This is a genomic window from Bacteroides mucinivorans (assembly GCF_034654355.2).
Classification (GTDB): Bacteria; Bacteroidota; Bacteroidia; order Bacteroidales; family Bacteroidaceae; genus Bacteroides; species Bacteroides nordii.
Window position 1 is genome coordinate 2526180 of sequence record NZ_CP178179.1, and the last position, 15441, is coordinate 2541620.

Below are 15441 nucleotides of genomic sequence, written 5' to 3' on the forward strand. Positions count from 1 at the left end.
TAACTGATATGAATAAGAAAATAGTAATAATGTCCGTTTGCATGGCATTGTCCCTTTCTGTTTTTGCACAGAAGAAAAGGGCAAAGGTAGCCGAACCTGCTACCTGGGCAGAAAGTATTGCCCGGGCAAAGAGTCAGGCTGATGCACAGATGCAAAAAACGCTTCGTCCGGTCGCTTCTAAAGTGGTGAAGTCGAAAGCGGCAGCAGAGCCTTTTTCTGCTGACATCAGCGGACTGGACGAAATGGTACTTTATACCTGGAGTACGGTGGACGGTACTTCCGATGATCAGCCAGTGTGGGCAAATGCCCGGCTGGTTGCTGCTGACGGTTCATCCGTGTGGTTAAATGATTTGAAGAATACCTTTAAAAAAGGTACCAGTGGCGGTTTGCGTTACAATGTAAATGCTAAGAATGCTGCTGTAACGATGAAAGGAAAAACCTATAATCGTACTATTATGACGGGGGGAAATGCACAGATTATTGTTCCGTTAGACAAAAAGTATGTGCGTTTTGAAGCAGAAATAGGATTGGAGAATCGTTCTTCAAATGGTTCGGTTATTTTCCGTGTACAAGGTATTACGGGTAGCGAAGCTGCCGGTAAAATTGTGAAAGACTATCCTGCGGAAGCTGCCCTGTTCTTGCCGTTTGCCGGGGGAGATATGAAGGCATTAGTGACTACATATGATGCAAGTATTGAGAAACACGTTGCAGAATCTGTTATCAGGCTTTTGAAGGAACCAAGACATTTTAATGCCCTGTTGCAACAGATATCTCAGAAAACTGTATTAGACGAACAGGTGATTGGTTATCTGAATCTGGCTCAGGATGCAATGAATGTTTATCAATTGCAGGAGGCTTTGGCATGGATCAATATCCGCGCTATTGAGGAAGCTGTAAATGATATGAATCAGTATAAAGGTTTTGATCAGACAACTAACCAAACCCGGTTGGCAGAATTGAAAATGCTTACCGGAAGAGGTTTCAATGATATTTATACTAATCAGCCCGCTGCATTGGAGACTGCCAATAAAGCGCTGAAACTAAAACGGGATATCTTGCTGGCTAATCCTGAACTGGATGTTGACAAACTGATTGTAGGTCGTTATAAGATAGGTACTACTGCCCGTCAGGTCACACCTCGTGCATTGGGAACACAAAATAACAACTGGTCTAATCAGACTTCTGCTTCCCGTGGGGGCTTTGATGCTGAGATTACTGAGTTGTCAAATCTTCGTGGCGATATTAAGTCGAGAACGATTTTTAAACCAACTAACGGTTCGTCTCTTCCTGACCTTAAATTGCATTGGGACGCTGACCGTATTTTGTTCTCTATGGTGGATACCGACAAACGCTGGCAAGTGTTTGAGGTAGGTGTAGATGGTAAAGGGCTGAAAAAGATGATTCCCGATCTGGAACCTGATCTTGAGTTTTTTGACGCTACTTATCTGCCTTCCGGCAAGATGATTGCAGTCTCCAATATAGGTTACAATGGTGTACCTTGTGTAAATGGTAACGATGAAGTCGGTAATATGTGTCTGTATGATCCGAAAGACAATTCTTTGCGTCGCCTCACTTTTGACCAGGATGCTAACTGGGCACCGACAGTGATGAATAATGGCCGTGTCATGTATACCCGTTGGGAATATACTGACTTAACGCATTATTTTTCACGTTTTGTGATGCATATGAATCCGGATGGTACTGAGCAGAAGTCACTTTACGGTAGTGGCTCTTACTTCCCGAACAGTACTTTCGATGCAAAGCCGCTTCCGGGTAATACCTCTAAGTTTGTAGGCGTTATCTCCGGTCACCATGGTGTAACCCGTTCCGGTCGCCTGATGATCTTTGATCCGGCTAAGAGCCGCAAATCGGAGAAAGGCATGTTACAGGAACTTCCTTTCAGAGATCGCAAGATTGAACCGATTGTAAAAGATCGTCTGGTAGACGGTGTATGGCCTCAGTTTATTAAGCCTTATCCGTTGAATGATAAATACTTCCTGGTTGCAGCTAAGTTGAATGAGAATGCATTATGGGGTATTTATCTGATAGACGTATTTGATAATTTGACTCTGATTGCCGAATATGAAGGTGAAGGATTAATTTGTCCGATACCTGTGAAGAAGACTCCGACTCCTCCTATAATTCCGGAAAAGATTAAGCCGGGTGATAAGGAAGCCACGGTATTTATTCAGGATATTTACGAAGGTGAAGGTTTAAAAGGTGTACCCCGTGGTACAGTGAAGGCATTCCGTGTACTTTCTTATGAGTATGCTTACAACAAAACTCCGTCTGATCATTGGGCACAGGGGGTACAGAGCGGTTGGGATATCAAACGTTTACTGGGTACGGTTCCGGTAGAAGAAGATGGTTCTGCTATGTTTAAAATACCTGCCAATACGCCTATTTCACTTCAGCCGTTGGATAGTGAAGGACGTGCTATTCAGTGGATGCGTAGCTGGTTGACCGGTATGCCGGGTGAAACGGTTTCATGTATCGGTTGCCATGAGGATCAGAATCAGATTCCTATTCCTAAACGTGTGATAGCCTCACAGATTGCTCCTCATACCATAACGAAGCCTGAAGGTGGACAGCGTTCCTTTACTTTTGATCTGGAAGTACAGCCGGTACTTGACCGTGCCTGCGTAGCTTGCCACAATAGCGATAGTAAACTGGCCGACTTCACCGGAGGACGTATTGATAAGTTTACCGGATTTGGTGAAAGTTATCTGAATCTTCATCCGTTTGTGTACCGTCAGGGACCGGAAGCCGAAATAGAAGTACTGAATCCGTATGAATATCATGCTTCTGTAAGTCCGCTTATAAAGCTACTGAAGAAAGGACATCATGGTGTGGAACTGACAGATAAAGAATGGCAGACCTTGTACAACTGGATTGACTTCAATGCGCCTTATCATGGCAAGTTCAAAGCCAATGTATTTAAAGGGGTAGAGCAGATCAGCCGTCGTACGGAACTGACAGAGAAATATGCAGGTTCGGGTGTAGACTGGAAAGCCGAAATCCGTTCGTATGCCGACTATCTGAGCAAACAGGAAAAACCTGCTGCTGTGAAGCCTGAACGTAAGGAATATAAAGACAAAGAGGTGAAACTGAAAGGCTGGCCCTTTGATGCTGCTACTGCCAAGGCGATGTTGAGCAAAGAAACAGAAACGCAGAAGAGCATTGAACTTGCTCCTGGTATCCGGATGAACTTTGTACGAGTTCCGGCTGGTTCCTTCGTAATGGGTAGTAACCGCGGACATTCCGACTATTCTCCTGTAAGCAAACAGGTCGTGAAGAAAGCTTTCTGGATGGGTGAAATAGAGGTAAGCAATGAACAATTCCGTACCATCTTCCCTGAGCATAACAGCCGTTTTATTGGTCAACTTTGGAAAGACCACGTACACGAAGGTTATCCGGCTAATAATCCGGAACAACCGGCTATCCGTGTAAGCTGGCAAGAAGCTATGGACTTCTGTAAGAAGTTGAGTGAGAAGACCGGATTGAATGTAACCCTGCCTACAGAGGTACAGTGGGAGTGGGCTTGCCGGGCTGGTAGTGATGATGACTTCTGGTATGGTTCCCTGAATACGGACTTTGCCAAGTTTGAGAATCTGGCCGATGTACAATTGAATAAAGCGGCCGTGCGTGGTGTGAATCCACAACCGATGAATCCGAATGACAGTTGGTATAAGTATTACACATACCAGCCGAAAGAGAACGGAGTGGATGATGGTAATATGCTGATGGTAAAAGGGGGTAGTTATCAGGCCAATCCATGGGGATTGTATGATATGCAGGGTAATGTAGCCGAATGGACCCGTTCAGACTATATGCCTTATCCGTATAATGAGAAAGCACAAGACGGTACCGGTACAGAAAAGGTAGCCCGCGGTGGATCATGGACGGAACATCCCAAAACTTGTACATCTTATTACCGGAAAGCTTATCTGCCCTGGCAGAAGGTTTATAATGTTGGCTTCCGTGTGATTATAGAAGACTAAGAGTTTATCACAAAGTAATGCAGAGTTTCACAGAGTTTATTATTATTGAGAATCATAAGTAGTACTCTGTGAAACTTTGTGTTATTGTGTGGTGAAATAAAATGAAGACCGAATGGATAAAATAGAACTTATTGCGGGTCCCTGTAGTGCTGAGACTCGCGAACAAATGATGAAGACTGCAACCCAACTACGGGCCGTAGGTATCCGGACATTGCGTGCAGGATTGTGGAAACCTCGTTCACACTACGGAACATTTGAAGGAGTGGGCGAGAAGGGACTGGCATGGATGGAAGAGATACAGCAAACTTTAGGTATGCGGGTGATGACTGAAGTGGCACTGCCCTCACATGTAGAAGCTGCCTTAAATGCCGGGTTGGATATGCTTTGGATTGGAGCTCGTACTACAGTGAATCCTTTTATGATGCATGAACTTGCCGAGGCATTACGTGGAACAGATATTCCAATATGGGTAAAGAATCCTGTCTCTCCCGATCTGGAACTATGGATAGGAGCTATCGAACGCCTGCAACACGCGGGGGTAAAGCGCATTGGTGCCATACATAGAGGCTTTTGCCTGGTAGACAATGCGCCTTATCGCAATTCTCCGTTGTGGGATCAGATAAAAGAACTCCGTAATCGCGTTCCTGGTATACCTGTTTATTGTGATCCCAGTCATATTGCAGGAAAACGTGAGTTGTTGCTTCAGATTTGTCAGGAGGCACTATCTCTGAAAGTGGACGGATTGTTTATTGAATCCCACTGTTGCCCGCAGGAAGCTTTGTCTGATGCTGCACAACAATTGACCCCCGCGGCTTTGTCGGATATGTTACATACGCTGAATATAGATTGATCAGGATTGAAAAATGGTATGTTTTCTTGTCTCAAACCTAAGATTGGGATAATAGTGCAAGTCTATGGAATAATAATATAAACCCGAGTCAGGCTAATAGCCTATTTTTGCATTGGACAAAATAAATTATAAAATAACCATGAAAATCAAAACAGGACTGCTATCACTAATGATAGTATGCGGCGCATGTAGCCGAACTACCCAACCAGCGGATGTGTTAAAAGATAACTTCGATTTTGCTTCCGGGCAATTGAATTTCGCCTTTTCGGAAATAGACCAGGTGAAGTCTGCATTTACAGAAGAGCAAAAAGAGAAGATGTTAGTCAGCCCTCGTAATATTGAACCGGATGGTTCACTGCATCTCGTCGCTTCACGGGATTGGTGCAGCGGATTCTTTCCGGGAGAATTGTGGTATATGTATGAATATACCGGCAATGAGTATTGGCGACAGAAAGCTGAAGAGTTTACCGCACCTATTGAGCGTGAAAAGACCAATGGCCGTACCCATGATATGGGCTTTAAAGTATTTTGTAGTTTTGGTAACGGATACCGTTTGACGCATAATTCTGATTATAAAGGAATACTTATCGAATCGGCAGAAACGCTGATTACCCGGTATAAACCCAATGTGGGTTGTATCCGTTCATGGGATCACAATAAAGATAAATGGCAGTGTCCTGTTATTATAGATAATATGATGAATCTGGAGTTACTGTTCTGGGCTTACAAACAAACCAACCGGGAAGAATTTTATGACATCGCTGTAAACCATGCACGTACAACAATGAAGAATCATTTCCGCGACGATTATAGTTCGTATCATGTAATTGATTATGATACAATCAGCGGAGAGGTTCTGAAAAAGAACACACATCAGGGATATGCGCATGAATCAGCATGGTCACGTGGACAGGCGTGGGGATTATATGGTTATACTATGTGTTACCGTGAAACGAATCTTCCGGAATTTCTGGAACAGGCCAAACATATTGCCAACTATATCTTTACCAGTAAAACACTTCCTGAAGACTTGATTCCTTATTGGGATTTCAACGCTCCTAATATTCCTGACGAACCGAGAGATGTGTCGGCAGCAGCTGTTATAGCTTGTGCGCTGTATGAGCTTTCTATGTACGACAAGGACAATGCTGTGCAGTATAAAGAATGGGCAGATACAATTGTCAGTAATTTGAGTAAGAACTATCGTGCAGCGTTGAATGGTGATCGTGGTTTCCTTTTACTTCACAGTACGGGTTCTGCTCCTCATAAGTCCGAGATAGATGTTCCTATCGTCTATGCAGACTATTATTTCCTTGAGGCTTTACTCAGAAAATCAAAACTGGAAAAAGAAGGAAACGCTGTATTGTAAAAGCGGTGTAAATATGAAAAATACAATTGTTGGTTTATTAGTTAGTTTGATGCTGCTGAGCGGGAATCTTGGTGCAAAGGTTCCTGTGACGCAGTCACAAAAACTTCGTTTAACGGATAACTGGGAATTTCTTCGACAGGATGTTGGTAATATATGGGAACTTGTCAGACCCATGAAAGTCGGACAACCGGAAGGATCACCCATTTGGACAAAAGTAACTCTTCCACATTGCTTTAATGCAGAAGATGCAGTAGATCCGGATGTGAATTACTATCAGGGACCGGGCTGGTATAAAACACAACTCACGATAGACAATCCCTATAAAAACGGTCGTATCCTGCTCGAATTTGAAGGAGCAGGACAAAAGACAGATGTTTATATCTATATGACTAAAGTGGCTGGTCACACAGGTGGTTATGATAGTTGGAATGTGGATATAACAGATGCCGTAAACACATTCCTTTCCAGTAAAGAGGCTGAGCGTTTTGGAGGACGTGTCCCTTTGAGTATTCGTTGCGACAATACGCGTGATGCCGAAATGATACCTTCAGATCTTTCCGATTTTAATCTTTATGGAGGTATTTACCGTTATCTCAATCTGGTTTATCTTCCGGAGGTTTCTATAGCTTCGCTGAAGATAGAGCCGGTATTAGATCAGAAACTGAAGCAGGCAACCCTGAAAATAAATTCTTTCTTTTATAATCCTTCGGATGTGAGAAAAGCCACTGTTGAATGGCGCGTGAAAGACTCTCAAGGGAACGTGGTACTATCCGGCAGGCAGGATGAAGTCACTCCTCTCGGCGAATTCTGCCTTGCCGACGTCCCGTTAAAAAAGCCTCAGGTATGGGATGTGGATAACCCGCTGCTTTATACGTGTGAGGTTACTGTGCGTGCCAATGGACAGGCAGTTACTGCTTCCGAACGTTTTGGTTTCCGAACGTTTGAATTTATAGAAAAAGGTCCGTTCCATTTGAATGGGCGTCGGTTGTTATTACGTGGTACACACCGGCATGAAGATCATGCGGGGGTAGCTGCTGCCATGACCGAAGATCAGATGCGACAAGAGATGCAGATGATGAAAGAGATGGGTGTTAACTTCATTCGTCTGGGACATTATCAGCAGTCAGAAATAATCCTTAACCTTTGTGACAGCCTGGGTATCCTGGTATGGGAGGAGATTCCCTGGTGCCGTGGAGGGGTAGGTGGAGAAAAGTACCGTTCACAAGCCAAACACATGTTGACAGACATGATAGAACAACACCGCAATCATCCTGCCGTGATCATTTGGGGACTCGGAAACGAGAATGACTGGCCGAATGATTTTGAAACATTTAACCAAGGAGAGATCCGCTCGTTGATGAGTGAGCTTCACACCCTTTCGCATCAGCTGGATGATAGTCGTAAGACAGCTATTCGCCGTTGCGCCTTCTGTAGTGATATTGTTGATGTTTATTCGCCTTCTATCTGGGCAGGCTGGTATCGGGGTAATTATACCGATTATCAGGAAATGTCTCTTGCTGAGATGGAAAAGGTGAAACATTTCCTGCACGTAGAGTGGGGAGGTGACAGCCATGCCGGACGCCATGCCGAGGTGGTGGCAGCCATTCGTAAAGCAGGTGAAAGCGATGCTGATGCAGCACTGAATGGTTCGGCACAAGTGCTTAAAAAAGGAGATTGGAGCGAAACATATATCGTAAAGCTGATTGATTGGCACCTGAAAGAACAGGAGAATATGCCTTGGTTGACAGGAGCAGCTTATTGGCCTTTCAAAGATTTCTCTACTCCGATACGTCCCGAAAATCCGGTACCGTATATGAATCAGAAAGGGGTTGTAGAGCGTGACTTTACGAAGAAAGAAAGTTACTATGTATTCCAGTCTTATTGGACAGAGAAGCCCATGATACATATATATGGGCACAGCTGGCCGGTGCGTTGGGGAAATGCGGGTGAGGAGAAAGAGATACTGGTTTATTCAAACTGCCCTTCAGTAGAACTTTTCGTCAATGGAGTGAGCCGGGGAATAAAGAAACGTAATAGTCAGGACTTTCCTGCTGCCGGACTACGTTGGAATGTACCTTTGAATGTCGGAAAGAATACGGTTAAGGCTGTTTCTACCGGTAAGGAAAGCATCACAGACGAAATATCTTTTGAGTATCAAACGGAGAAGTGGGGGGCAGAGGCTACTATACAACTTACTGCGACACCTTGTGGAGATAATATGTTTGAGGTATCAGCACAGTTATTGGATACCAATGGAGTTCGCTGCCTGGACTCCCGTATGTTCGTTCATTTTGAAATAGCAGGCGATGGTGAGTTGATACAAAATCAAGGTACTGCCATGGGATCGCGCAAAGTGCAGGTATGTAATGGACGTGCAGGTATCCGCGTTCGCCAACCCAAAGGAAAATCCGTTGTTGCGGTGAAAGCCGAAGGTATTCCTACAGTAACGTTGTTAATTGAAAATTGAAAGTTGAAAGTTGAAAGTTGCTGCGCTGTCATGCTGCATAGTAACTTTCAACTCTATAAGACTTTCAATTAAACGACAACGCGCTGCATAGCAATTTTTAATTTTCAATTTTCAATTCAATGAGTAAATTTCAGAACCTAATTTGTGGAGGGGCCTTTATTGTCTTCTTTGTTACAGGGGCATTGGCACAAACCAAACTCCCGCCTGCCTGGCAATCCAGCCTGGTAAAGATAACCGATGCGGGAGAACTTACATATTATCCTGATAAAGAAGGAAATACAATCCCGGATTTCAGCCGTGTAGGTTATCATCACGGAGATAAGAGCATTCCGGCTTATCCGGCTACGATAATCGTTTCGCCGGTAGCGAACGGAGATAGCCATAACGTTATCCAAAAGGCAATTGATAAAGTTTCGCAAATGAAGCCCGATAAGGATGGACACCGGGGGACGGTTTTACTCAAACGAGGTATTTATAAGATCTCTGAGAGTATTCTTATTACTGCCAGTGGTGTTGTATTAGAGGGAGAGGGAGAAAATGTGAATGAAACCCGTCTTTTGGCTACAGGGAAAAAGCGGTATTCGTTAATAAAAGTATCCGGTACGGGAAGAGCGAAAGAAGTGCCGGGTACACGGGCAAAGATTACAGATACATTCGTTCCTGTTGGTACCCATTCTTTCCGGGTTTCTTCGGGTAAAGGTTTTCGTCCGGGAGATCGTATTATGCTTTATCGCCCCGGTACTTCACAGTGGATACACGACCTTAAAATGGATCAAATTGTAGAACGTAAAGGTACCCGTCAATGGACTCCCGAAGAGTATAATCTTGCTTTTGAACGTGAGATAACCAAAGTAGAAGGCGACCGTATTTATATTGATAATCCTGTTGTAATGCAGATGGATGCCAAATATGGTGGCGGTGAGATTTATAAGTATACATTTGACGGACGTATCAGTGAAGTAGGAGTCAGCAATCTTTGTCTTGAGTCTGAGTTTGAAAACTATGAGGATAATCAGCATGGTTGGATAGGTGTGGAGTTTGATAAAGTAGAAAACTGCTGGGCACGCAATATTACTTGTCGTTACCTGGGGTATGCAGCTGTTAGTTGTGAGGCGATGGCTAAGAACGTAACGGTTTCTAACAGCCGTTGTCTTGAAGCAAAATCACTTATTACAGGTGGTTTCCGTTATGGTTTCAATAATTGGGGGCAACAGAATCTTTTCATGAATTGCCAGAGTTCCGAAGGGCGTCATGACTATGTGACCGGGGCGCGTGTGTGCGGGCCGAATGTATTTTATAATTGTTCCGCTTCCCAGACATTTGCAGATATAGGTCCGCATCACCGTTGGGCAGTGGGTACTCTTTATGACAATATAATCACCGACGGAGAAATTAATGTTCAGGATCGGGGACAGATGGGAAGCGGACATGGTTGGGCCGGCGTTACACAAGTCTTATGGAACTGCCGGGTGCGCCGTGCTGCTATACAAAATCCTTGGGTTTCCGGAAACAATTATAGTATCGGAACGAAGGGAGAGAAGGTGCCCGGACATTTCAAAGACCGTCCCGAAGGCATTTGGGAAGGACAGAATGAGATTAATATTTTCCCTCGCTCTTTGTATGTGGCCCAGCTTATGGCAAGACAAAAAGGAACAGACTTGCAGATATTGACTAAGTAAAAACTCACCACAGAGTATACAGAGGTTACAGAGTTTTATTACTTTTGTAATCGAATATGCAACCCCTTGATGTCTTTGTGTACTCTGTGGTGAATTTGAACAAATTGTTCTGTTAACATCTTACTTTCGAACCTTATGAATAAACAAACTTTTCTATCTTTTATCATTCTGTGTGTGATTACTGTGACTCTTGGTGCCCAGACTGCTGCTTATCGTTTGGAGAACCCCTTTCTGGTACGTACGCTTGAAGTAAACAACGGTGTCCTGGCTACTCAATCTATTTACAATAAACTTTCTGGTAAAACGTTGACGCCTCTTTCATGTGAAGAGTTTGCCTTGCGCATTTCTGAGGGTACCGACAAAGAAGGTACCGACCGTATTTTGACTGCTAAAGATTTTACAGTACTTTCTGTTTCCGACTACAATCTTACATCAAACAAGAAAGGCCGTGGTTACAGGTTTGTACTTAATAATAAAAAAGAAGAACTTTCGGTGACGGTCAGCTATGAATTGACGGATGATGATTCTTTTTGCCACAAGTACTTGCAGATTCGCTCTGGTAAGGATGTTACATTGGAACGCGTTGATGTGGAGTCTATCTCTTTCGCTGATGCCCGGCAAAACTATACTACAAAAGAAATTACGGCTCAGGGGAGTGCCCGTTGGAAACCGGGTCTGGGACAACCTCTTTATACAACAGAAACGGCTACCTATTGGGGAATCGAATTTCCTGCGGCAACCAATCTGGTAACGGATCAGAAAATGTCCTGTGGCTATCTTCGTGGTTGCGGACTTTCTAAAGGCGAAGAGTATACAACCTATAAGAGCGTGGTTGGCGTGGCCGATGATCCGGCTTATCTTGATGATGCCTTTTACGCTTATATCAATAAAATAAGAAAACGTCCGCTTCGCTTGCAGATTCAGTACAACAGTTGGTTTGATTTTGGAAAGAGTGTTTCGGCCCGAACGTTTACAGCCAGTGTGCGTAAAGTGAATAGTGAACTGGTGCTTGAACGAGGGTGTACACCTTTGAATGCTTACGTCATAGATGATGGTTGGCAAAATGCCGATCCGGCGACTGCTGATTGGTCCGAAAAGGTATGGACGGTTAATTCAAAGTTTTCTCCCGATTTCTCCGAAAGTCGGCAAGCAGCGAAAGAAGCCAACTCTAAGCTTGGACTTTGGTTAAGTCCGGCTTCCATTTTGGGTGGATTGAAGATGGTTCCTAAAATGCGTGAATATGGGTATGAATCTCTCTCTTATGGTATGTCTATGACGGGAGCTGTATATATGCAGAAACTTGAAGACCGGGTTGTGGAGCTTGCTTCCGGGGGTGTCTCTTATTTTAAATTTGACGGGCTGTTCGGACACCTTAATATCCGTGATTTTGAGTTGCAGGGAAGAGGTACGGCTGCTATGCCACAACTTGGAGTTGAAGGCTTTTCTTCCAATGACGAGCGCTTGAATGATTCCCGGTATGACGAATTGAAACTTTATTACCTGACCGCCGGAACAGAACGTTTGATGAAGATTTTTAATCGTTTGGGAGAAGTGAATCCGGATATTTTTATTGCTATCACGAATGGAGCTTATCTTAGTCCCTGGTGGTTGCAGTACGTTGATGTGGTTTGGCTGATTAATGCCGGAGATGCTGCCAAAGGAAACAATCGTAACGGGGAACTGGTATATCGTGATAATGTATACCATCAGATATGGAAAGAAGAGAATACGAAGTTTCCGATGAATTCTGTTTTCAATCATGAACCTAAGAAAACAGGTCCGGATGAAACACCGGAGGCTTTCCGTGATTATTTGTATATGAATCTTAGCCGGGGCACTGGCTTTATTGAGCTGTATATCAAGACGGAAAAGTTGTCTTATTCCGATTGGGACATTCTGGCCGATGGTTTGAAATGGGCTCAGAAAGTATTCCCGCTTTTTCATAATGTCCGTATGCATGGTGGTTCGCCTCGCAACAATGAGGTGTACGGCTACAGTGCCTGGAATAAAACTCAGGGGTATCTCTCTTTTCACAACCCTTCGGAAAAGGAGCAAACTTATAGTGTGATGCTTGATCGTAATTTGGGATTATTACCCGCAACGGATATGATTTATCATGTCTCATCTCCTTTGGGAAGTGTGGGCAGTAGAGTGAAAGCCTCGTATCGTTATGGTGATATGCTATCGTTGACTTTGAAACCTGGCGAGATTGCTGTTCTTGATTTTACTAATCTTGCCTCCTGCTTTTCCGGTTTGGGAAATGAAGGTATATCTTCAGTTTGTGACTGACGGAATGAGAGGTTTAACAAAATGTATTTTCTATATCCTTTTTATAACGTTGTAGCAGAGCAGAACTCTGGTTTACAGAATTGAAGGCATTGTAGACGCGTTGTGAGAACGCATAAAGTTTGTACTTGGATTATTTCGGTGTTAGAATGAAATGCTTTCTTTTTTTGTAACTATCTTTATGATTGTAGATAGTTGATACTGGGTTTGTTCTGCTACTTTCTTTTTTGTCTCTTTTCGCTACTCTGATAAATCGTGTCCTACCGATAAAAACAAACTTTTCCGATAAGAAAATGTACATATCTTACCGGGAAAGTTTATTTATGTGAAGTTTATGCGATTCTTTTTGTAAAGTTTTCTCAAGTGGCTGTTTCAAACAGAAAGTCTTATTAGCCGATTTTTGATATTTCTATCCTTTTGCTCTTTAAAAGCGGTAATTGACTATCTTTCTTTTCTTTCTGCTTTTACTACTTACGTGTCTTTCCATACGGCAAACGTTCGTATACCCGAAAGTCACCCAAGTAGATCTGTTCGTCTTTGATACCGTTTTTAGGCCGGTCATCAGGACCTTCCATTCTACCTCCCAAACTACGGTAGATACCAAACTTATTGCGGATATTGGTTGCTCCGCTACGCCAGAGATCAACATCATCAAAAAATTGATTTATCAGTACTTTTCCGTCACTGATACGGGTAATCTTTATGCGAAAGGAACCGTGGTCTGTATAGTGCATTTCAGTCTCTACCTGTACCCATTCATCTTCAAACTCTTTGAGAGGGATATTGTCAATAAGGATTCCTTTGGAGCTTGCCCTTGTGTCACCTGTATGAATGACCTGTATCCGGCGGTTACTGCCGTCTGCATCGCAACGCGGTGTGATGGTGATAAGAGGTGCACCGTTATTACCTTCCTGTGCTTTGAGCTGGTGAATATGGCAGAATGAAGTCGAAGGACGGAATCCTTTCGGTATTTTGAATTTCCATTTTAGCTGTTGCCATTCATCCCGGTTACCATTTAGTTTTTGCCATGCGGGCGAGGTCTGGCTTTTCATTTCATTGCGTTGGCGGTCTTTCAGCGATCCGCGATCACCGTCGAGGAATTCTCCTGCATGGTTGGTAAATTTGAAAACATATTGTTTCAATACATTATCATATACCACTTCTGCATGTACTCCAGTATGATGGTCTTTGAGCGAAGAGTTGGGGTGCTCGCTGTAATCCCATCCCAACCGACGCATATATTGGTGAATGGCATTGTAATCTTTGCCAACAAGACTCTCGTCAGCTTGCATACTTCCCTGTAGAGTATATGCGATAGAATCCTTTTCCGGAACGGAACTTTTGAAAACATCTCCAGCATGGCATGGCAGGCAGGGAGCAAGATACATGCATGCTGCTACAAATGGGTAAATAAGTGATTGCTTCTTCATAATATTCTATTCATGTAAGATAAATTAATGATGCAAATATATCTCTTAATTCTTTCCGTTATCTCGGACTGATACGCTTCGGGATAATATTGATAACGATTGATACAATAGTTCAAGCCGTTTGAAGGATTATCCCTTACATTTGTCACAATAATACAAAATACTTATATTATGAAATACAAACAATTCTTTTTCCTTTTGGCAGGCGCTTGTCTGATGGTTTCCCCTTTACAGTCACAAGAGTATAATCTCACTAAATTTCCGAAAGGTTCTACTCCTCTCGAAGCTGGTAATCGGATCGCTAATAAGTTTATTGTCACCCCACATACCCGTTTCGGAAATCCGCGGGCAGAAAAAGCCCCTAATTATATAACGTATCCCGACGCTTGTGCGTGGCTGGGTGCTCTCTGGTTTGGCAAAATTACTAAAAACGAACCTTTACTTGACAAACTTAAAGATCGCTTTGAACCTCTATTCTCCACAGAGCAGAAGATGCTTCCCCGCATGAATCATGTAGATCATAATGTGGTGGGAGCTGTCCCCCTTGAAATCTATATCCAGAAAAAGGGCGATCAGCGTTATTATGATCTCGGTATGCGATATGCCGATACACAGTGGGAGGTTCCAGCCGATGCTACTCCCGAACAGAAAGCATATGCCGATAAAGGATATTCCTGGCAGACACGTATCTGGATTGATGACATGTTTATGATCACTACCATTCAGTCGCAGGCCTATCGTGCTACAGGTGACCGGAAGTATATTGATCGTGCTGCCCGTGAGATGGCGATGTACCTCAAAAAGATTCAGCGTCCCAACGGACTGTTTTATCACTCTCCCGAAGCTCCCTTTTTCTGGGCACGTGGCAATGGTTGGATGGCTGCCGGTATGGCCCAGTTACTATCTATTCTTCCGAAAGATAATCCGGACCGTACTACTATAATGGAGGCTTATAAGAAGATGATGGATACACTCAGACAAAACCAGGACCCGGATGGCATGTGGCATCAGCTTATTGATGAACCGGCTTCCTACAAAGAAACTTCCGGTACGGCAATGTTTACCTATGCCATGATTGTGGGAGTGAAACATGGCTGGCTTGATAAGAAAGAATATGGCGTTGCTGCCCGTAAAGGCTGGCTTGCACTGGTGACCTATATCAACGAAGATGATGAAATAACCAATGTGTGTGAAGGGACAAATATAAAGAATGATAAGAATCATTACATGAACCGTAAGCAGATCACGGGCGATTTGCATGCACATGCTCCTTTGTTGTGGTGTGCAGTTGCATTGCTCGGGAAATGATTTTCAAAAGATTGTACAGCCTTTCTTTTGTTGACAGAGAAAGGCTTTGCT

At 43.6% G+C, this 15441-nt stretch carries 8 protein-coding genes; 7 read left to right on the forward strand and 1 reads right to left on the reverse strand.

Annotated elements, in window-relative coordinates:
* The first annotated feature begins 8 nt into the window (after positions 1 to 8).
* From VCM39_RS09240 to VCM39_RS09265, 6 genes are all read left to right on the forward strand, one after another.
* On the forward strand, positions 9 to 4001 hold the full coding sequence (locus VCM39_RS09240; protein WP_322933027.1) for an SUMF1/EgtB/PvdO family nonheme iron enzyme: 3993 nt from the start codon (positions 9 to 11) through the stop codon (positions 3999 to 4001).
* A gap of 112 nt (positions 4002 to 4113) precedes the next feature.
* Positions 4114 to 4851: a phospho-2-dehydro-3-deoxyheptonate aldolase gene (locus tag VCM39_RS09245; RefSeq protein WP_025867305.1), complete on the forward strand. Its 738-nt coding sequence runs from the start codon at positions 4114 to 4116 to the stop codon at positions 4849 to 4851.
* Positions 4852 to 4990: 139 nt separating this feature from the next.
* Positions 4991 to 6220, forward strand: a complete 1230-nt coding sequence (locus VCM39_RS09250) for a glycoside hydrolase family 88 protein (protein ID WP_122201601.1) — start codon at positions 4991 to 4993, stop codon at positions 6218 to 6220.
* 13 nt (positions 6221 to 6233) lie between these two features.
* A complete protein-coding gene (locus tag VCM39_RS09255) occupies positions 6234 to 8687 on the forward strand; it encodes a glycoside hydrolase family 2 TIM barrel-domain containing protein (protein ID WP_322933026.1) in 2454 nt (817 codons plus the stop codon).
* Between the two features lie 119 nt (positions 8688 to 8806).
* The gene (locus tag VCM39_RS09260; RefSeq protein ID WP_322933025.1) at positions 8807 to 10366 is read left to right on the forward strand and encodes a hypothetical protein; all 1560 of its coding nucleotides are present in this window, start codon (positions 8807 to 8809) and stop codon (positions 10364 to 10366) included.
* Between the two features lie 135 nt (positions 10367 to 10501).
* A complete protein-coding gene (locus VCM39_RS09265) occupies positions 10502 to 12655 on the forward strand; it encodes a hypothetical protein (protein ID WP_322933024.1) in 2154 nt (717 codons plus the stop codon).
* 464 nt (positions 12656 to 13119) lie between these two features.
* Here VCM39_RS09265 and VCM39_RS09270 read toward each other — a convergent pair whose 3' ends face one another.
* Entirely contained in the window at positions 13120 to 14082 is a 963-nt protein-coding gene (locus VCM39_RS09270; protein WP_289292575.1) for a hypothetical protein, read from the reverse strand.
* 171 nt (positions 14083 to 14253) lie between these two features.
* On the opposite strand from VCM39_RS09270, the gene VCM39_RS09275 reads away from it, so the two are divergent.
* Complete coding sequence (locus VCM39_RS09275) at positions 14254 to 15390, forward strand: glycoside hydrolase family 105 protein (protein WP_322933023.1); 1137 nt, start codon at positions 14254 to 14256, stop codon at positions 15388 to 15390.
* Positions 15391 to 15441: the final 51 nt, after the last annotated feature.